Origin of the sequence: Sorangium sp. So ce321, assembly GCF_051530195.1 — a bacterium.
Lineage (GTDB): Bacteria > Myxococcota_A > Polyangia > Polyangiales > Polyangiaceae > Sorangium.
Map to the genome: position 1 here is coordinate 9,130,175 of NZ_CP150329.1, position 20,312 is coordinate 9,150,486.

Below are 20,312 nucleotides of genomic sequence, written 5' to 3' on the forward strand. Positions count from 1 at the left end.
CTCCTCATTCCCGAGCGTTTCAAACTGATCGGTGCTCTAGGACCTGACCGGCCTCGCCCGTTCGCAGGTGACCGAGCTCGTTCCACACGAGCTCGGTGCCGTCTTCGTGATAAGCCCCGTCGAGGAAGACCACGTGCAGATGCGGATTGAGCCGCATGTCGCCGGACGTGCGTTGCACGACGGTCACCGCGCCGCTCTTGACCGCGCCGCACGCGCCTCGGCGCCGGCGGCTCGGTGATCATGTCGAAGAGCTTCATCCTGCCCTTGCAGGCCGGGCACTCGGTCTACAGGACGGATACGCCTGATCCTTCTCAACGCCGTTGCGCGATCCGCTTGTTGAGAATCTCTACCAGACGGCCTCCACACACCTTTGCCTTCTCCGGGGTGGCGCACTCATCGGCTTTGACCCGCACGATTCTCGCATCTTCGTCTTCAAGTGGCTGGAGTCGGGCTTGAGCGTCCGCCGGAGTTTCTCCGTGGAACGTATCCCCATCGACTTCGATCACCATAACGACGCCGTCCTTGATGACGACGAAATCGGGTTCCAGGCGCCGGCAGTTTGCCCCGCCACGTAGGAATACGGGTAGTGGTGCAAAGGTGAGCCCTAAGCTCTTCAGAGCCTGGTAGAGATAGATCTCAGGGTCCGAACGAAACAGGAGGCCGTCATGCTGGCGCGAGGCGACTTTGTCGCTTCGAACGCGCCCTTGATTGGTGATGCCTTTTCCGGATATGTACTCTTGAGCATCGGCTCGCCATCTTGGATTTGCAGCAGGCCGAGGGATGATCTTTACGTCGCCAAGCGAATCTTCCGGTAATTGTCGAGAAATGGCCAGCCGGCTTCGAGTATTTTCCTCTCGGACTTCTGAAGAACTCCCTCGCGATCGAGTGTGGCGAAGAGATCGAACGCTACCGCGAGTGTTATGCCCCAGCGATCTGTGTTGTAGTCGCGCTCGATGTATTCAGTTGAGTCGTAGCATGGGTCGGGTCGCACAGGCGCTGGGAGCATTGACGCTGCCCATGCAGTCTGATAAGGTTCAGTAGGGTCTGGTATGCGCCGCAAGCAACGATAGGCGGCTCAATCTGGGGCTTGATCGCGGCGCCACGGTACATGCTCCACCATAACTCCAAGCTCGGTTCGAGGGTCGCCCTTATGCAAATGGTCACGGTACCTCAGCTCTATTGCCCATTCCCTTCACGGATCAATCCGCGGGTCGACGAAATCGACCGACACACAACCGATTGGCTCCGCGAATTCGAGCTGCTGCGAACGGAACAGATGCACGAGAAGTTCCGGCGATACAAGTTCGCCTGGATGACCGCCAGGGTGTACCCGGACGCCGATTACGATCTCCTGTGCGCCGCCAATGACCTGTACACGTGGCTCTTCATCCTGGATGATCAGCTGGATCATTTGACTCCGGAGACGGCCAAGATCAGGGAGAAGGCATCGCTGCAAGAGGCAATATCCAATTTCGTCGACATCCTCAGGTACGATCGAACAGTGCCCCGGGGCACCGACGCCATTCTAGCCAGCCTGAGCGACTTCTGGGCCCGGATGAAGCCGATGAGCCGTCCCTCGTGGCAATGTCAGTTCATCCTGGGTCTCAGAGCGACCTTCGAGGCGGCGATTTGGGAAGCGGGGAACGCGAGGAAGGGCCGGCCCCCGACCGCGACGCAATACATGCAGATGCGCCCGTGGTTTGCCGGAGCCAATATCGGAACCGACATGATCGAGGTAGCCGCAAAGGTGCATCTGCCGGTTTACGTGCTCCAGCACGAGCATTTCGTGCGCCTCGTGGATCTGAGCCGCCGCGCCGTGTGCTGGGCCAACGATCTGTTCTCGCTCTCCAAGGAGGTGGCGCACGGCGACGAGCACAACCTGGTCCTGGTGCTGAAGCAAGAGCGTGGCGCCACGCTGGAAGAGGCCATCCAGGAGACGGCTCAAATTCACGACGCGGAGATCAGACTCTTTCAGGAGCTGAGAGGGCGGCTGCCCTCGTTCGGCGATGAGATCGACGCTGACGTCGCACGCTATGTGGATGCGCTGGGGATCATGATCCGCGGGTTCATGGACTGGTCGATCTACGATACGGCTCGTTATCAGTTCGTCTACGACCGGACTTGAGCTGGGTCCCTCTGCCCTTGACAAGGAGGTCCCGGTGGGGCCGAGGGCGCAGGCGTATCCATCGCTACCGACGAGGCGCGCCGCCCCGGAGATGCCCGCCACCAGCTGCGCCGGCAGGTCCTGGCCCACGCACCACGGCTGCCCCGATCGCGCCAGCCCACAGACCCAGCCGGAGCCGGCGATCACCGAGCGGAGCGGCGGGGCCACCGGGACGCGCTGGGAACCTGTGCGAGGGGATGATCCTCGCCGCGGAGAAGGGCCGCGGCGGCGAGATCTATTTCCTCACGGACGGGCCGCCGATCGAGACCCGGAAGTTCGTCACGAGCATGCTGGCCACGCAGGGCGTCGACCCGGGGGGGCGCAGCGTCCCGAGGTGGCTCGCGGCGGCGTTCGCGCAGGTGGCCGAGTGGACGTGGACAGGCCTACGCCTGAAGGGGGCGCCGCCGATCACGCGCACGGTCGTGCGGCTCTTCGGGGCCGAGGTCACCGTGAACGACGAGAAGGCGCGCCGCGAGCTCGGCTACCGGGGCACCGTCTCGCGAGAAGCCGGGCTCGAGGAGATGGCCAGGGCGAGCAAGACCGAGGCGAGCAGGTCCGAGGCGGAGGCAGCGCCGGTCGCCGCCACGTGACCTGGCGGCGACCGGCGAGGGGATGCCGGCCCCGGGCTCGCCGGGGCCGCTCATCCATTCATTACTCCCTGCCGGGCACGAATCGCAGCGACGCGAGGCGCAGCACCTCACCCGAGCCGCCCTTTGCCCGCACGTAGACCTCGTGGGAGCCGGCGGCGCTCAGCTTGCACGTCACGGTCTTCCAGGTCTCCCAGCCGCCGGTGGCGGGGACGTCGCAGGCGGCGGCCCGGCGGCCGCCCGCCAGCGGGTCGAGCCAGACCTCGACGGTGCCGCCCTTGGCGCTGGACGCCTTCAGCTCGATCTCGGTCGACGCCACGCCGCCGCTGCCCAGATCGACGCTGCCGTACATCGCCCAGTCGCCGTCCTCCAGGCCGCCGAGCACCGGCCCCGCCGACTGGCTCGACACCACCTCGGTGCCGGACTCCTGATCCGGCTCCGCGGCCGCGATCTCGGTGAAGCCGTCGCGGTAGGTGAACAGGTCGAAGTCCGCGCTCGCGCTCCTGGCAAAGACGCCGGCCTGGCTGCCGACCCAGCCGGTGTTGACCGTGTCGTAGTCCTCGAGCGCGCTGATGTCGATCGGCTCGCCCACCTGGGTCCAGGTCAGACGGTCCTTGCTGAACCAGCCAGTGGCCTCATGGTCCTTGCCGTGCACCAGCTTCAGCCAGAGGGTGCGCTCGGCCGGCGCCGGGGCATCGAAGCTGATCTCCGTCGCGTCCACCGAGTCATAGGCGCTCTCGTCGGCGTTCAGGACAGGGACGACCGACCGGAACGAGAAGCGGATCCGGTCGTCACCGTCCGCCCGGACGCGCGCCACCGACACCTCCTGGCTGATGGCGTTGGCCCAGGTCGGAAACGCCGTGAGCTCCTGCTCCAGGACGGGGTTGCCCAGGCGAACGCCGGCCGCGTCGCCCTCCGCCTCGGGGGCGAAGTCCATCCTCACGATCATCGCCTTGGCGTGCAGCGCGTCCTTCTGGACCACCCACCGCGTCTCGTCCTTTGCCGGCTTGAGCCGGAGCCACCCGGCGCGGTCGGTGACCGAGGTGCGATCGGACGGCATGTTGCCGTAAAAAGTCCAGGCCGGCGCGAGCTTGTCCCCGGTGAACTCGTCGTTGACGGGCAGCAGGAACGGGATGTCGCTGGGCGGCAGCGCCGGAGCCGGCGCCGGCTCGCCCAGGCGGCCGTTCACGACCGGGACCCCGGCGCCGCTCTCGTCGTCGATCCAGGTCACCTGGCTGAGCAGCCCCTGCCTTCCGAGGCCGCGCCAGTTGTTGTCGCACTCGTACGAGTGGGAGAAGACCCACCACGTGCCGTCGGCGATCTGGAACGGCGCGGTGCTGTGCTGCGCGCCGCTGAACGGGGCCTCGCCCGTGAGGACGCTGCCCAGCGGCGTCCAGTCGTCGGGATTGCTGCTCAGCGTGGACGAGCGCCACCCGTACTGCTCGCCGCCGCACCCCGTGTGGGTCGAGTCGAAGTAATAGTAGAAGCCGTTGCGCTTCGTCATCGTGGGCCCCTCGGCCCAGTTGGCTTCGACAGCGCTGTCCGGGTCGGCCGCGGGATCACCGCACCCCCCGTTCTCCACGTCCCAGTTGACGAAGCTCAGATCGATGGACTCGCCGCTGAGCTGCCCTGTCTCGGGATCGATCTTCTGGAGGAGGTTGACGCCGAAGTTGTTCTCCTCGCCGCTCGCCCCTCCGTTCCATTTGCACTGCCCGGCCTTCACGACCAGGTATGTGGTCCCGTCGTCATCGATGAACACCGAGTCGTCGTAGCCGGTCCCGCGGTCGAACGACACGAGCTCCGGGTCCTCCCCGGGCGGCGTGTAGGGGCCCACGGGCTCCACGTGGACGGGCTCTCCCCAGGGCCCTTCCAGGCTCTCGGCCTCCGCGAAGTACTGGTTGAAGTTGACGGCGAAGTAGACCCGGTAGCCGGCGTCGGTCTTGACGATGAAGCCGCCCCACGTCCCGCCCCCCGCCGAGGTCGAGGTCTCCAGGCCGGACCACGCCGGATCGACGACGCGCGACACGCGCTCCCAGCGGATGAGGTCCCGTGAGTGCAGGATCTCGACGTTGGGTGACATGTTGAAGCTGGAGCCGGTGATGTAGAAATCGTCCCCCTCGATATAGATGTTCATGTCCGGGTGATCGCCGGGCAGGATCGGGTTGAGGTAGGTGGACTGGGGCTCGTTCGGCCAGCGCGCGGTCTCGAAGGCGGCGGTCACGGTCTTGCTCCCGTCCACCGTGACCTCCACGACGTCGTCCGCCTCGCTCGCGGCTCCGCTCCATCCCGCGAAGTCGGCGCTCGGCGCGGGTCTGGCGGTCACGGTCACCACGGTGCCCGCCCTGTGCAGGTAGGTCCCAGGCGGCGGCTCGGTCGTCCCGTCCCCCTTCGCCTCGATGGTCAGGGGATACGCCACGGGCTCAACCCGCTCGTCCTCTACGCAGGAGATGGGCAGAGACCCGATCAGGATCATCGCCGTGATGAAAGCGCTGTATTTTCTCATGGTCATGTCCTACCGCGTGACGCGGCTGGCATGTTGAGCTCTGCGCCGGCGCAACCTTCGCGGGCGCCCTCTCCAGCTCGGGGATGAGCCCTCTGGCCCCAGATCCCGGCGGCGAGCAGCTCCAGCGGGTGCGCACGACGAGCCGCGCAGGGTTCAGCTCCAAAGGACGAACCCCGAGGCCAATGTGAGCGCTCACAAGAGCAATGTCAATACCAATCGGCCCGACCGCCGCGCCCCGCGCGCTCCGATGCAGGGCGAGGCTGGCATGCCGAGGCGCCGCCCCGCCGGCAGCGCCGGCGCCACGCCGGTCCGTTCGCCATGTGCTGCGCTTCTTTGATATACAGGGCGTGATGGAGCTGGACAAACCGATGACACGCGACGCGGATCACATGGATATCGTTCCGGAGATCCAGCGCCTGAAGCAGCGCATCCAGGAGCTGGAGCAGGTCGAGCAGGAGCGGGATCACCTCCAGGCGGCGCTGCGCCGGAGCGAGGAGCACGCGCGCCTCTTCGTCACCTACACTCCGGCCGCGGTGGCCATGTTCGATCGGAACATGTGCTACATCCTGGCCAGTCATCGGTGGCTCGCGGATTACGGCCTGAAAGATACAGACATCATCGGCCGGAGCCATTACGACCTGTTCCCCGAGATCCCCGAGCACTGGCGGGCGGTCCACCAGCGCTGCCTGGCAGGGGCCTCCGAAGGGAACGACGAGGAGCCGTTCCCGCGGGCCGACGGGCGCGTCGACTGGGTGCGCTGGAAGATCTTCCCGTGGCACACGACGGGCGGCGAGATCGGCGGGGTCATGCTGTTCACGGAGGTGGTCACCGAGCGAAAGCGGCTCGAGGATACGCTCCGGATGCAGGCGAAGACGCTCGTGGAGCTGTCGACGCCCATCGTGCCCATCAGCCAGGGCGTCCTCGTGCTGCCGCTGGTCGGCGTGCTGGACACGGCGCGGGCGCAGCAGATGATGGAGAACCTGCTGAGCAAGGTGGTCGACCGGCAGGCGCGGGTGGCGATCATCGACGTCACGGGCGTGCCGCACATCGACACGAGCTCGGCGAACGCCCTCCTGCAGGTGGCGCGGGCGGTCCGGCTGCTCGGGGCGCAGGTCGTCCTGACAGGCATCCGCCCCGAGGTGTCCCGGGCCATCGTCGGCCTCGATATAGAGCTCGCCGGCATCGTGACCCGACGCGATCTGCAGAGCGGGATCGCCTTCGCCACCGCGGCGGGCTCGGCGGCAGCGCCGCCCCCGCCTTGACGCTCACCGCTACTGGGCCGCGCCGATCGAGTCGAGGAACTCGATGTATTCGTCGACCTTCTCCCCGGGGACCACGTCGAGGCCGAGGTTGACCCGGTCGTCGCCGATCATCTGCGGGGCGAGGATCGCCTTGGTCGCCTCCAGGCCGATGCTCTTGATGCCATAGAGGATGTAGGGCACGAGGTACCCCTCGTAGTACTGCCGCTGGACGTGCGTGGCCTTGATGCGCCCCTGGCGCATGTGGTCGACGGTCTTCGGGTTGAAGTCGAAGGCGACGATGGGGAGGTCCTGCCTGCCCGCGGCCTCTGCGGCCAGCGAGCACCAGTACGCGACGTCGTGCAGGCCGAGCAGCCCCACGGCAGGCGGGTCCGCGGTCTCGAGCTCGGCCTTCATCGCCTCGACGTCGGCGGCTTCGCCCTCCAGGGACCAGGTGACCGAGCGCACGACGGTCTTGTAACCGGCTGCCTCCAGCGCGCGCTGAGCGCCCTCCGTTCGCTGCAGCCCATCGACCCAGCTCGGGTCGGTGTTGCCGTGGATGACCACCGTACCGGGCGCCGGGGGCAGCATCTTGAGCAGGGTCTTCGCCGCCGTTTCACCGGCAGGCTTGTTGATGGTCCCGACGTAGAGCGAGCGCTTCGAGAGCTCCAGGTCGCCGTCGAGCGTCACCACGAAGGCGCCCTTCGCGATCGCCTCGTCGACCGCGGCTGTGTTGCCGTCGCCGAACGGCGAGATGCCGATCGCTTCGGCGCCTTCCATCACAGCCTGCTCGATCTGTCCGTTCTGGTACTCCAGTTTTGCGGCCTGATCGTTGGTCGGACCGGCGGAGCCGACCACGATCCCCGTGACGCCGAGCTCGCCCATGGCTCGGTTCGCGCCCATGGCGATGGGCGCGAAGAAGCCCTCGAGGGTCTTCAGCAGCATCGACATCTGCATCCGCTCGATCGGGCCCTTGTTGATCTCGGCGACGAGGTCATCGATCGTCGTCTCGAGCTCCACCGGCGTGAACTCGTTCTCGATGGTCGGCGCCCGCTTGATGGGCGCGGCTTCCTGTCCCGCCTCGGGCGCGCTGTCCGATCCGCAGGCCGCCGTCGTCAGCATGAGCCCCAAGGCCGTCATCCAGCATCGTCCAACCCTCATCATGAAACCCCCTCCTTGTTCTGTCAGGTCCTGTCGCACGCGGCGCCCTGCGTGAGAGTCGTTCTTGCGTGACGTTGCGTGAGACCCGCGCTCGCGGCGAGGTCATGCGTCGGTGTCGCACGCCACGGAGACGGGGGAGAGGTCGACGAAGGCGTCGCCCTCGATGGTCCACCTTTGCATGAACTGGTGGATGTTCACCCCGTACTCGTCGAACTCGTACTCTGCGGCGGCCCCGACGTACCGGAGAGGGATCCCCGCGCGGAGCTTGGCCATCGCCGCCCCCATGTCCCGCCACGAGGCCGCCTCGTTGTCGGGGCTGTTGAGCTCGTGGATGATCCCCTGCAGCTCGTTTCCGGACAGCGGGATCGCCCCGCGCGTCGCCTGGGCGTAGACGAGGCCCATCGCGATGAGGACGACGCCGTCGTAATAGAAGTGCGCTGCGGGCAGCGGCGCTTCGCCGTCCCACCGGCGCGAGAAGCGGTCGATGAAGGCGGCCGCGTTCCCGGTCGCGCAGTCGACCTTCTCCTCGGCCGCGCCCGTGACATCGCACTCGCTCCGCAGGCTGAGCGACGGCGAGACCCCGAAATATCCGTCGAGGGAGCCCGTCGGGATGTTGGCGAGGAGCACGTCGGCGCGCAGCGCCGGACCGAGGAACCAGATGCCCGGGCGTCCGGAGACGGTCCACTCGGTCACGATGGTCGAGGCGGTGGCGGGGTAGGCGGCGAGGAGCGTGCGTTCGGCGTGCGCCGCGAACGTGGACTCGATCTTCTCCGTGTACGTCTGCTCGCCTGACATGAACGTCACCGACGGGAGGATCCTGCCCCCGAGCAGCGCGAACTGGGTCGAGAAGGCGCTGCTGACGGTGGCGTTGTAGTCGTCCCGCGCGGCGAGGCTGTTCACCGTGTCGATGCGCTCCTGGACAGCCAGCCTCGCCAGCGCGCAGCCGACGTCGAGCGCGGTGGGGGCGAGCCGCATCCGGCCTCCCTTCGTCTCGCTGCGCACGATGGTGGGCGCGGCATACCCCGGCTGCATCTGGAACACGTCGAGCTCCTTCACGTCCCGCACGATATCCCGGGCGAGCTCGTTCTCCTCGGGTCCCACGAGGTAGGCGACCTGATCCACATAAAGCAGCTCGAGCAGCTGGTCGAACCCACGCTCCACGCTCGAGTGGCTGTCTCGGCTCCGGATGCCGAAGGGCCTCCCGTCGAGCCCACCCGCGGCGTTCAGATCGTCGACCGCGAGCAACATGGCCTGTTCGAGGTTGCGCCCGATGGCCGACTCGCTGCCGGTGAAGGGCAGGAGCGCCCCGATGACGACAGCGTCCTCGGGGAGCCTGGACGCTGAGGGCAAGCACGACGCCGAGCTCAGGGACGCGAGCCCCACGAGCAGCCCGGCCCCCATCCAGCGCATGTGTCGATCGCGACGAGCGAACCAGGCGCCGGTTCGATCCATGCGTTCCGGACCGGCAAGCATCCCAAGCAACATGCTTGACCCCCGGCGCGGATGACAACGCACGGAGGACCGTTCTGTCAAGGGCACACGAAACAATAAAGGGTGCTCGGGACGTGGCATGAACACGGACACTCACACCACATTGCAACACAGCTCACACCTGTCATGTCCGTGTCGACGACCGCGGTGTCTGTCCGCGAATCGCGGTCTTCAGGCCGAGAGATGAGCAGGACCGCGAGCGAGGCGCCGGCTGTGGATCGAGCGGCACATCGCCTCTTCACCGGCGCTCCCGGCCGCGCTCCAGCGCTGTCGGGCCAGCCCGTGGAGGACCGTCTCCTCGCCAGGAGATCTCGGCGGCCCGTCGGATGGCCGGTTACAGGCAGGCCGGGTCCGGCGCCGCCGAGGGGGACGGCCGCCCGTCCATCTCGCGCCAGCGCGGGTCCACGGCGGGCAACATCGTGACGAGGAGGTACGCCGCGCCGCACGCGACCATCGCGAACGAGAGCCCGCCGGCGCTGATGAGCAGGCCACCCACGAGGCCGCCGAACGGCATCAGCGCGAAGGCGAGCGCCGTGGTCAGCGACGAGACCCGGCCGACCAGGGGCCCGGGGATGCGCTCGAAGATCACCGCGCCGAGCACCGGGTTGATGAACCCGGCCGCGAGCCCCCCCGCGGCCGCCACCCCGAGGATCGCGACCAGCGGCGCGTCGAGCGCCATCACGACGAAGCGCGGGGCGCCGCAGACGAGGAACGCGAGCAGGTAGGTCCTGTAGCGCGGGAGCCGCGACCCCCAGGCCGCGGCGGTGAGGGCGCCGATCGCGGACGCGCCGCTGAACACCGCGAACACCAGCCCGAGCGCCCTGGCCCCGCTGCCCGAGTCGACCGACCAGACAGGCATCAGCACCGTCGCGTAGGAGATGTCGAGCAGGTTGGTCAGGGCCACCATCACGGCGATGCCGAGCAGCACCCTGTCGCCGCGCAGGAAGTCCCAGCCCTCGCGGAGCTCGGCGAGGTAGCGGAGGGTCCCGAGCGGCTCGACCGCCGGGGCTCCGCCGGTCTCGACCCCGCGCGGGTCGGTCGGGCCCGGCGGGGCCATCCGCCGGGTCGCCCACGCCAGCACCAGCGCGGAGAGGGCGAAGCTGAGGGCGTCGACGTACAGCGCGCGGGCGGCGCCGAACCCGGCCACGAGCAGGCCCGCGGCCCCCGCGCCGAGCATGCTCGCGGTCCGCTCGACCGTGGACGCGAGGCCGGTCGCCCGCTCCATGGGCACCCCCGTGCTGGCCGCGAGCGCCGGCATCAGCGCCTGCTTGGCGGCGTCCCCCGGGCCGCGCAGCGCGCCGGCGACGGCCACGAGGGCCAGGAGCAGGGGAAAGCCCAGCACGCCAGCGCCGTGCAGCAGCGGGACCGAGGCGACGACGAGCACCGAGGCCAGGTCGCACCGGACGGCGACCTGGCGCGCGCCCACCCTGTCGATGAACGGACCGCCCAGCACCTTGCAGAGGACCAGCGGCAGCGTCTCCGCGAGCGCCACGAGGCCGGTCCGGGTCGCGCTGCCGGTCGTCTCGAGCACGAAGAGCGGCAGCGCGATCATCGAGACGCGGGTGCCGGTGAGCGAGAGCGCCTCGGCGGCGAGCCAGCCGTAGAGCGGCCGGCGGCTCGGCGCGCGCGCGGTCCGGACGCCGGTCATCGCGGATCACCCGCCACGGTGCCTGGCCGCGGGAAGGCGTGCAGCATCACGACGAACTCCCCGGCGTCGGGATCGTCGTCCTCCTCGGCGCCCTCGACGAGCGCCTCGAGGGCCTCGACGAGGGCCTGCGCCCGCCGCGGCGTGAGGCGCAGGGCCCAGTCGCTGGCCGTCGACGCGCGCCGCCACCGCGCCGGGAGGAGCTCGGCCTCCTCGACCGCGCGCTGCAGCTGCTCGGCGTGCACGACGGCGACCGCCCGCAGGAAGGCATCCTGCGCGGCCTGGACGTCGGGATCGTCGACCGGCGCCGTGCGCGTCGACCGGTGGGCGGCCTTCCACCACCGGTCCCGGGCGTTCCCGCGCTCCTCGTCCTCGACGAGGAAGCCGTGCTGGGCGAGCTGGCGCAGGTGGTACGACGTCGCGCCGGTGTTGAGGCCGAGGCGGGCCGCCAGCGTCGTCGCGGTGGCCGGCCCCTCGCTGCGCAGCAGGCCGAGCATCCGCAGGCGCACGGGGTGACTGAGCGCGCGCAGCGCCTGGAGCGTCGGGGTGATCGTCGTCAGGTCCACGACGTGAGCCTAGGATCGCAAAGAACTGTTTGCAAAGAGAACCGTGCGATCAGCCGATGCGGGGGTTCACGGCGCGCATCAAAGGTGGGTGTATGTCGGGAGAGAGATCGCCCTGGAGCACCGGATCGCTGTTATCGCTGTTGAGGAGAGGCGGCCGGCGACGCCGCCGAACCTTGCGAGGGAATCCATGACTTGCCCGAGCCCGCCGGCCCCTCGGGCAGGCGATGGGCGGACCTGCCTGGGCCCGGGTTGGTTCCTCGGGCGCGGGACGGTCTCCCGCCACCGAGCCGCCTTGCCGGCCGTCCACGTCCCCTTTCACCGCCTCATCACGCGCTCTGGGGGTTTATCCACGAGGTAAAGGGGTACTGGCGGCAATCCTCGCTGGGCAGGCAGCAAGCGCCAAGCGCCAAGTTCCGGTGAACCCTGTTCGCGACGTTTCCATGCTTCCCGGGTTCCAGGCGTCCCGGCAGCAATGACATTGCGCGATCAGCGGGGCCGCCACACCTCGGCCGAGCGGGGCCGCGCGTTCGCCCTCTCGAAGGCCGCGAATGATGGGGAAGCGCGCTCTTCAGACGAACCGCGTCGACGACGTCGCGAGCCAGGCCTGCCCTCCGCGCCGCCGATGACCAGCCTGGCCGCACAGCAAACGACCAGCCTGGCCGCTCACGAGTCGACCGGTGGAGTAGCCCCACCTCGGGTCGCGCAGCGCGTCGTCCGCGGCCGTGCAGCGCGTCGTCCACGGTCGCGCAGCGCGTCGTCCACGAACGACTCAAACGTCAGCATGGCCCAAGTGCACCTTTTCGGATGTACTGCACTCGTGAGGGAAGCGCGTTCGCGCCAGGAACGCCGGCCTCCCGCGGCCGAACGAGCTCCCGTCGGGTGCTCCCAGGGGCGGAAGAGACCGCTCGATATGCACGCTTCGCTCGTGGTGGCGCTACCCGGCATGGCCGGATCGCGCGAGCGAATTTACCGGTTGATGTACCTCGCGGATGGAGCTCTAAAGGAAGGGTGGCTCGTCGGCGTGAGGCTGGCGTGACGGGCCGAAGGTCCGCGGCGAGCTGCGCGTGATCGACGGGGGCGGCATCACGAACCCGTGAGTCTATCGTGCGATACGTGGCCGTGCCGAGGGCTTTTGCGCGCCGCCGCCCCGCTCGGCGGAGGTACGGCCCTCGAGAGGATTCTGCGTCCCTTCGTGAACGTTCACACGATGGCCTTTTGCGCGCCCTCGCCTCGCTCGGAGGCGTCAGGGCCCTCGAGAGGATTGGCGTCCCCTCGTGAACGTTCACACGATGGCCTTTTGCGCGCCGCCGCCTCGCTCGGAGGCGTCAGGGCCCTCGAGATAGAAGCGGGCTGAAGCGCGCCGCTCGTGCGCCGGCGTTTAACTATCACGTCTCCAGAGGAAACCGTCGACGAGGCGCCCGTGCCCACGCCGACCGACGAGCCTCGGACTCCTCGACAGCTTTTGGTTCGCTCCGTGATCACTTCGACACGCATCGGGAATAGGAGGCGCATGCGCATGCGAACATTAAGACACCTCTCGTACATCGGTACGACGATTTTTCTAACCTCAACACCTTTCTTCGCTGGCTGCACCGGCACCATCGCGGACGGTGACGACCCCGGCGGGGAGACCCCCGGCGGCAGTGGTACGGGGGGGGATAGCGGGGGCATCGACAATGGGCCCCCGGATCAATGCATCCCCGGCATCCCGATGACGACCCAGCTCCCGCGCTTGCTGAACCGGCAGTACGACAACACGGTGCGGGACCTCCTCGGCGTCACCGGCGTGGGCGCCGACAACAAGCCGCCGTCCGAGATGCTCGTCGACGACTCCGACGGTCCGATGGACGCCACCGCATGGCAATTCTATCAAGATGCTGCCGCGGAGATCGCCAAAGCAGTGATGGCTGGGCCGAACAAGTCCAAGTTCATCAGCTGCGACCCGGCGGCGAGCGGTTGCCTGGAGCAGACCATCAAGACCTTCGGCCGCAAGGCGTTCCGTCGCCCGCTGACCGAGGCCGAGGTGGCGCGATTCATGAAGCTGGGCCAGACGACGCCGCCAGGGACGCCCGACGAGGTCGCCGAGACAACGTTGCTCGCCTTCCTCGTGTCGCCCTCGTTCCTCATGCTCCCCGAGCTGACGACCACCCAGGATCAGTCGGGTAAGGGCATAGCGCTCTCCAGCCACGAAGTGGCGACGAGGCTCTCGTACTTGCTCTGGGGCTCCGTTCCGGATGACATGCTGAACGCGGCGGCCGACAACAACGAGCTCCAGACCAAGGAGCAGATCCTGGCCCAGGCGCAGCGGATGATCGCCGTGCGCGAGAGGACCGGGCCGCTCGTGACCGCGTTCCACCGCAACTGGGCGCAGATGGACAACGGAAACGCCCACTGGTGGAAGATGGATCACGACACCGAGACGTATCCGTTGTACTCCGACGACGCCAAGAACAGCTGGAAGGCTGAGCTCGACGCCTTCTTCGAGGACGTCGCGTTCGAGAACGGTTCGTTCCAGGACCTCCTCCTCAGCAGCGTCGCCTTCGTCAACAAGGACAACGCGGCGATCTACGGGCTCGATCCTTCGGCGTACGGCACCGAGCTGACCAAGGTGGAGCTCGACCCGAGCCAGCGGCCGGGCTTCCTGACCCGCGCCGGGTTCTTGAGCTCTTACGCGGGCTTCGACTCCACGAGCCCGATCCTGCGAGGCGCGTTCATCTCGGTGTACCTGCTCGGCGTCAACCCTGGTCCGCCCATCCCCGGCGCCACCATGATGACCGTCGAGGGCGACTTCCAGACGCAGCGCGCGAAGGTCGAAGCGCTGACGAAGCCTGCTGCCTGCGCGGGCTGCCACGCGATCATCAATCCGCCGGGGTTCGTGATGGAGGGCTTCGACGGCGTCGGACAGCTGCAGACGACCGATCCTCTCGGTGGTGCGATCGACGCGAGCGTCACGACGAACACCATCGACTTCGGCGACGGCAACGTGAAGGAGATCTCCTCTCCGGCGCAGCTCATGCAGGAGATCGCTCAGGTTCAGAAGGCAAAGCAGCTTTACGCCCAGGCGTGGATCTCGTATGCTTTCGGGCGGGCTCCGAACGGGAAAGACAAGTGCGTGGTCGACATGCTCGACGCCAAGCTGTCTGAGAGCGGCTACAGCATTCTCAACCTGATGGCCGATCTCACCCAAGCCGATTCGTTCCGCGTTCGAGTCCGCGAAACGCAGTAAAAGTTGAGGAATGTTGACCATGAGCAAGCAACTGAACCGAAGAATCTTCCTTCGCGGCATGGGCGGGGCTGTCCTGGCCGCGCCGTTCCTCAGCTCCGTGTTGGAACGCACCGCGAAGGGCGACAGCACCTCATCCGGGAAAGCGCTCATCGTGATGTTCACGCACTACGGGTGCGTCACGAACAAGTGGTTCCCCGAGAAGACCTCGGGTGAGCTCACGGCGGCCGACCTCACGCCGACGAGCCTCGCGGCCCTCGCTCCCTACGCGAAGAAGCTCCTCATGCCGCGCGGCATCCGCACGATGAACGAGTGGACCGCCAACATGACGCGTGGACAGGGGAACGACTCCCACACGCAGATCGTGGGGTCGCTCTTCACCTGTCAGCCGGTCACCCCGAACAGCAACGACCCGTTCAGCTTCGACCAGGCGACGAAGTTCAACGCGAAGCCCGTCGGTCCTTCGCTGGATCACGTCATGGCTCAGCAGCTCAGCCCGAGCGGCGCCCCGTTGCTCTTGAACACGGCTGGTCAGAACGACAGCGCTCAGTCGGCGATCTCCTACTCCGCCTCCGAGACCATGTACAAGGGCATCAACGCGCAGCAGGCCTTCAGCAGCCTGACGGGCCTGTTCACGGCGGGGGAGCCGACGTCTCCGGACACCTACGCTGCGATGCGCGGCAAGAGCGTCCTCGACCTCGTGAAGGACGATCTGGAGACGCTCGAGCGGATGGACATGAGCAGCGCCGACAAGCGCAAGCTCGCGGCCTGGAAGGAGCTCCTCCACTCGACGGGGACCGTGGTGGCCTCCGCGCAGTGCACCGAGGAGCTCGGCGCGATGCTCGGCGCGACGTCGGACAACGCCTCGAAGGCGGCGCGGGGCGGCCTGGGCGTCGACGTCCTCACGACCAAGGTCTCCGGCGACCTGGATGGCGCGGACATCTACTCGGCCATCGCAGCGCTCGCGGCCGCCTGCAACGCCAACCCCATCATTTTCCTGAAGTACCCGGGGAATTACAACTTCAAGGGGCTCGGCATCACCATGGAGTCGCACTCCCTCTCGCACCGCCTCGACAACGCGGGTATGACAGGCAGCTGCTTGCCCAACGCGCTCGAGTGGCTGCTGAAGGTCGACCAGTATTACGCGCAGAAGTTCGCGAACCTCGTCGGGATGCTCGACAGCATCCCCATGGGGAACGGGTCGACGCTCCTCGACAGCAGCGCCGCCATCTGGTTCAACGAGATGTCGGACGGCAACGCGCACAACCTCAACAACGCTCCGATCATCCAGGCCGGCAGCGCCGGCGGCTACTTCAAGACGGGTCAGATCATCAACGTCGACCCCTCGTCGACCCCGGCGAACGGCAACAGCATGTCGCAGTGCGCCAGCGGCAGCGGCCAGGTCAACGGTATCAACCAGGGCACCGGGACCGATCCGAAGATCGCCAACGCGCCGGTCAACAAGTACTTCTGCAACCTCATGAACGCCATGGGCGTGAAGGCAGGTCCGGATGGCTTCCCTGCGAAGGGTGGCTCCGAGGAAGTGACCCACTTCGGCTATTCCGACAAGACGGAAGACTTCATCGGTGGCAAGGGCAAGGTCGCCGGCGCCACGATCCACAATCCGGGCGGGTTCACAGAGCTCAAGGCCTGAGCGCTCCCGGGGCGAGGTCCTGAACACTCGGACGAGCTCGGATCCAGAGACCTCTCCTCGCCGGAGGGGTCTTTGCGTTTGTGCGTCGTCGGCGGCCGCGGGCGACGGCGCCCCGAGCAGTCTGCTCGTCGTCGCGGCTCACCGCCCTCCATGATGTGCCTCACTCCGCGACCCCGTGCTGCCCGACGACGGCGGACAGCGATAGGATGGGCATCACTTCTCATGTTCATGCTGGCGAAGCGTCTCCTCATCCCTGCTGCCATGCTCCTCCCGCTGGCCTGTTCGAGCGAAGCGAGCTCCAGCGGCGGGGGTGCGCCGGCCCAGACCACCGGCGGCGAAGCGGGCGGCGGTGCGCCGGCTCAGACCGGAGGCGTCGGAGGGAGCGGCGGTGCCGGGGCCGGCGGGGACACGGGGGACGACGCGCTCATCGTTCCGGAAGACCTCACCATCATGGCGGTCCCCGGCGGGAACGGCGTGCTCAACGTCATCGCGCTGACCCTTCGCAAAGGACCGACCAACACCGAGCTCTATGCCGCCTTGAGGAACGACGGGGATGCCCATGCATGCAGCGCTGCCGTTTCGGTCGAGCTCTACGACAAGGCCGAGCAGTCCCTGGCAGCCGGGATCAACGGGTTGCTGACTCAGCATTTCTATCGACTCACGGATGGCTCGGGCGCCATCGCTGCGTGCGTGGGTCCAGGTGACGTGACCATGGCCGCGGTGCTGGACTTGCCCTCGGACATCGTGATCGAAGACGTGGGATACGTCGTCTACCGGTGCCCTTACTTTGCCCTCGACGTCGTCCCCATCGATGGCCTCGCCATCAGCGAGGTGAAGGCCGTGACGGGTGGCGCCGGCACGGCGTACACGGGCACGCTCCACAACGGGTTCGATGTGGAGGTGAGCACCCCCTCCGCCACGGTCTTCTCGGTCAATCGCGTCGGGCGTCCGCTCGGCGTGGCGATCGCCAGGGGCACGGCCCCGATTCCGCCGGGTGGCAGCTGGGCCTTCGAGACGAACGTCGTCGACACGCCCGGACCTGATCAAGCCGCCTACCCGGCAGGCGCGTTTGCAATGCAGTGAGCGTTTGCGCGCGCGCGACGCATGGCGCGCGTGTGCGGAGGCGCGTCACGCGCGCGCAAACGTCGGGTTGAAAGAAGCCGGACGGGGCGCCGCGGAACGGCACGGGAGGGCAGCGATGCCCGGTCCAGCACCGGGATGCGCCTTGCTCTCAATGTAGGGGGAATTTGCTGGAGCAGCGGGACCTGCGGGCAGACTTCAAGCGGGGCACCCGGGCAGGTACCAAGAAGTCGCCAGGCCCTGCTACTCCTTCGCGCCGTCGGCGATCCACTGCGTCATCGCTTCGATGTAGTCGTCGGGTACGCACTTGGCATCCCCATCGTTGATGCACTCGAGCGGCATCCGCGGAGTTGAGCCGCACGGCCCCTTCAGGACCTTGATGAGGGCGCTCTCTTGCGGATTGGCGGTATCGACGAGCGGGCCGCAATCTTCGGTCATGTGCGAGGTCAGCCTCGCGTGCAGATCTCCGTCCACCTGCAAGTCCAGGCGGTTCATCTCGTCGTTATGACAACCCGCCCCGAAGCAAGTAACGTTCTCGATGACGAACTTCACCGTCTCGAACGTCGGCTCGACCCCGCTGCCACTGCCGGTCGAGCCGCCGACGCCGCTGGTGCTCACGCTGGTCGAGCCAGTCACGCCCGAACCGCCGGACCCGACCCCGCTCGAGGTAGATGCACTGGCGCTCGTGCTTCCGGAGTCCGAGCCGCCGGCGCCTCCATCGCCTCCAGCGCCGGTATCGTCAGGGGTGTCGCTGCAGCCTGCGAGCGGGGACAGGATGGCGATGGTTGCTGCTGCGATGAAGCTTGAGAGTCGAAGTTCCATGGTTCACGAGGATGGTGAGAGAGAAGGTTTAGCTCTCGCTCCCGTTGGATCAAAGCAAAAGGCTTCGAGCTTCGGATTGCAGAGGCGACGCGCGATCGGTGAATGGGATCGGTGAGGACGAACTTTTCTGACCACGTCGCCCGCAAGCAAGAGCTGCGCGAGGCGAGGAACGTCCTCTTGGGTGGGTAGAATGAGCAAATTCGGTCCAAAAATCAAGCTGTTCGTGGCGGATATCCTCGTGTACAGCCGTGCTGTACACATCGATCGACACTCGTGCCTTCACGCGATCCGCCTTCCTGGAAGCTCGCCGGCGTCGAGGTGCGCGGCGCGCGACACGCGGTCGAGCGGGCTGTGCGGCGCAGACCGATGCCGACGTGCGGTGAGCTCGATTGCTTGCCCGCGGAACGCTGCGAGGGCACCCCGACGCCCTGTTCCGAGATCGCTCTCGACGAGCGCGGGCATTCAGAGGGCGTTCCGAGCGGCAGCCGGGCGTTTGCGTCCATCGAGGCTGGGAGAATACGACCATGGCAAAGCGCGTGAACCGAAGAATCTTCCTCCGGGGGCTGGGCGGCGCTTGCGTCGCAGCGCCGTTCCTCAGCTCGATCACCGACAGCACCGTGAAGGCGCAGCCGGCCACGCCGCCGAAGCGGCTGATCGTGATGTACACGCACTATGGCTGCATCACGACGCGGTTCTTCCCGAAGAAGTCGCACGGCCCGCTCACCGCCGCGGACCTCCAGTCGACGACGCTCAAGCACCTGGCGCCTCACGTCGACAAGCTCCTCATGCCCCGAGGCATCCGCGCGATGAACGAGTGGACGGTGAACATGGATCGGGGGCAAGGGAACGATCGCCACACGCAGGTGAACGGGTCGTACTTCACGTGCCACCCGGTGACCCCCAACAGCGACGATCCGTTCAGCTTCGAGACCGCGACGAAGTTCGAGGCCAGGCCGATCGGTCCCTCGCTGGACCACGTCATCGCGCGACAGCTCAGCCCGGACGGCGAGCCCCTGCTCATGCGCGTGGGGAACTTCCGCGAGGGCGCTCCCACGGCGATCTCGTACTCGGCGCCCGTGACCCAGTATCCGGGTCTGGGCGCGCCGGCGGAGATCCTGGCCAGGCTCACGGGTCTGTTCGCGGACCCCCTCCCCTCTCCGGACACGTACCACGCGATCCGCGGCAAGAGCATCATCGACCTCGTGCGGCACGATCTCGACTCGCTCGCGCGCTTCGACATGAGCCGGGCGGACAGGAACAAGCTGGAGGCCTGGAAGGCGATGCTCGACGAGACCGTGACGACCGTCGCTTCCGGGCAGTGCAACGCGTCCCTCGCCACGGCGCTCGGCGCGACGAAGGAGAACTTCGACCTGGCGAGCACGATCTCGAGCGGCGACGACGCGCTGACGCGGCGAATCTCGGACAATCTGGACGCAGCAGACCTCTATTCGAACCTCGCCGTGCTCGCCGCCGCGTGCAACGCGACCCCCGTCATCCTCCTGAAGTACCCCGGGAACTTCCTTTTCAAGGGGCTCGGCCTGACGCTGGAGAGCTCCAGTATGTCGTATCGCCTGGGCAACGCGGGCATGCAGGGCACCTGCGTCCCGGGTGTGATCGACATGCTCCTGAAGGTCGACGACTACTATGCGAGGAAGTTTGCCCACCTCGTCGAGCAGCTGAACAGCATCGACGAGGGCGACGGGACGCTCCTCGACAACTGCGCGGCCGTCTGGTTCCAGGACGTGTCGGACGGCTGCGCCCGCAACCTCAACAACCTGCCGATCGTCCAGGTCGGCAGCGCCGGCGGCTATTTCAAGACCGGCTGGGCCGTGAACGTCGACGACGGCTCGCCCGATCTGACGACCGGCAACAGCGAAGTCACGTGTGCCGAGGGCGCTCCGGACGAGGTCGACGGGACCACCCAGGCCACGGGGACCGATCCGTCGCTCGCCAACGCGCCGATCAACAAGTACTTCTGCAACCTGATGAACGCCCTCGGCGTCAGGGCAGGCATGGATGGTTTCCCGGCGCCGGGCGGCTCGGAGCCGGTGACCCACTTCGGCATGTACGACCGGACCGAAGACTTCATCGGTGGCGGGGTCAACCCCCCCACCATCCACGATCCAGGCGAGTTCGCCGCGCTCAGGGCGGGCTCCTGAGCGCGCTGCGGAAGCGGAA

15 protein-coding genes are annotated in these 20,312 nt (G+C 67.4%); 7 read left to right on the top strand and 8 right to left on the bottom strand.

Going from position 1 to position 20,312, the window contains the following annotated elements; all coding sequences use genetic code 11:
• Positions 1-19 precede the first annotated feature (19 nt).
• Positions 20-187 (bottom strand): transposase, encoded by a 168-nt coding sequence (locus WME89_RS33630; protein WP_438003745.1) that lies wholly within the window; start codon positions 185-187, stop codon positions 20-22.
• Between the two features lie 124 nt (positions 188-311).
• Positions 312-509, bottom strand: coding sequence for a hypothetical protein (locus tag WME89_RS33635; protein ID WP_438003746.1), 198 nt, complete (start codon positions 507-509; stop codon positions 312-314).
• Between the two features lie 641 nt (positions 510-1,150).
• Here WME89_RS33635 and WME89_RS33640 point away from each other — a divergent pair.
• Together WME89_RS33640 and WME89_RS33645 are read left to right on the top strand one after the other, a co-directional pair.
• Positions 1,151-2,125, top strand: coding sequence for a terpene synthase family protein (locus tag WME89_RS33640; RefSeq protein WP_438003747.1), 975 nt, complete (start codon positions 1,151-1,153; stop codon positions 2,123-2,125).
• A gap of 236 nt (positions 2,126-2,361) precedes the next feature.
• On the top strand, positions 2,362-2,754 hold the full coding sequence (locus WME89_RS33645) for a hypothetical protein (protein WP_438003748.1): 393 nt from the start codon (positions 2,362-2,364) through the stop codon (positions 2,752-2,754).
• Between the two features lie 61 nt (positions 2,755-2,815).
• Here the strand turns inward: WME89_RS33645 and WME89_RS33650 are convergent, their stop codons facing one another.
• Positions 2,816-5,254 (bottom strand): family 43 glycosylhydrolase, encoded by a 2,439-nt coding sequence (locus tag WME89_RS33650; protein WP_438003749.1) that lies wholly within the window; start codon positions 5,252-5,254, stop codon positions 2,816-2,818.
• A 389-nt stretch (positions 5,255-5,643) separates the two neighbouring features.
• Between WME89_RS33650 and WME89_RS33655 the strand changes: the two genes are divergently transcribed.
• Entirely contained in the window at positions 5,644-6,516 is an 873-nt protein-coding gene (locus tag WME89_RS33655) for an STAS domain-containing protein (protein ID WP_438003750.1), read from the top strand.
• A gap of 9 nt (positions 6,517-6,525) precedes the next feature.
• Here WME89_RS33655 and WME89_RS33660 read toward each other — a convergent pair whose 3' ends face one another.
• From WME89_RS33660 to WME89_RS33675, 4 genes are all read right to left on the bottom strand, one after another.
• Positions 6,526-7,632: a substrate-binding domain-containing protein gene (locus tag WME89_RS33660; protein WP_438003751.1), complete on the bottom strand. Its 1,107-nt coding sequence runs from the start codon at positions 7,630-7,632 to the stop codon at positions 6,526-6,528.
• A 123-nt stretch (positions 7,633-7,755) separates the two neighbouring features.
• Complete coding sequence (locus tag WME89_RS33665) at positions 7,756-9,063, bottom strand: ABC transporter substrate-binding protein (protein ID WP_438003752.1); 1,308 nt, start codon at positions 9,061-9,063, stop codon at positions 7,756-7,758.
• 415 nt (positions 9,064-9,478) lie between these two features.
• Positions 9,479-10,792 (bottom strand): MFS transporter, encoded by a 1,314-nt coding sequence (locus WME89_RS33670; RefSeq protein ID WP_438003753.1) that lies wholly within the window; start codon positions 10,790-10,792, stop codon positions 9,479-9,481.
• Positions 10,789-11,355 (bottom strand): helix-turn-helix domain-containing protein, encoded by a 567-nt coding sequence (locus tag WME89_RS33675; protein WP_438003754.1) that lies wholly within the window; start codon positions 11,353-11,355, stop codon positions 10,789-10,791. The genes WME89_RS33670 and WME89_RS33675 overlap by 4 nt, the downstream gene beginning before the upstream one ends.
• A 1,510-nt stretch (positions 11,356-12,865) precedes the next feature.
• Between WME89_RS33675 and WME89_RS33680 the strand changes: the two genes are divergently transcribed.
• The 3 genes from WME89_RS33680 to WME89_RS33690 all read left to right on the top strand — a co-directional run bounded on the left by WME89_RS33680 (position 12,866) and on the right by WME89_RS33690 (position 17,315).
• Positions 12,866-14,581: a DUF1592 domain-containing protein gene (locus tag WME89_RS33680; RefSeq protein ID WP_438003755.1), complete on the top strand. Its 1,716-nt coding sequence runs from the start codon at positions 12,866-12,868 to the stop codon at positions 14,579-14,581.
• Positions 14,582-14,600: 19 nt separating this feature from the next.
• Positions 14,601-16,232, top strand: coding sequence for a DUF1552 domain-containing protein (locus WME89_RS33685; protein ID WP_438003756.1), 1,632 nt, complete (start codon positions 14,601-14,603; stop codon positions 16,230-16,232).
• Between the two features lie 222 nt (positions 16,233-16,454).
• The gene (locus WME89_RS33690; protein ID WP_438003757.1) at positions 16,455-17,315 is read left to right on the top strand and encodes an FxLYD domain-containing protein; all 861 of its coding nucleotides are present in this window, start codon (positions 16,455-16,457) and stop codon (positions 17,313-17,315) included.
• A 240-nt stretch (positions 17,316-17,555) separates the two neighbouring features.
• On the opposite strand, the gene WME89_RS33695 is transcribed toward WME89_RS33690, so the two are convergent.
• Positions 17,556-18,134, bottom strand: coding sequence for a hypothetical protein (locus WME89_RS33695; RefSeq protein WP_438003758.1), 579 nt, complete (start codon positions 18,132-18,134; stop codon positions 17,556-17,558).
• A gap of 536 nt (positions 18,135-18,670) precedes the next feature.
• On the opposite strand from WME89_RS33695, the gene WME89_RS33700 reads away from it, so the two are divergent.
• Entirely contained in the window at positions 18,671-20,293 is a 1,623-nt protein-coding gene (locus tag WME89_RS33700) for a DUF1552 domain-containing protein (protein WP_438003759.1), read from the top strand.
• Positions 20,294-20,312: the final 19 nt, after the last annotated feature.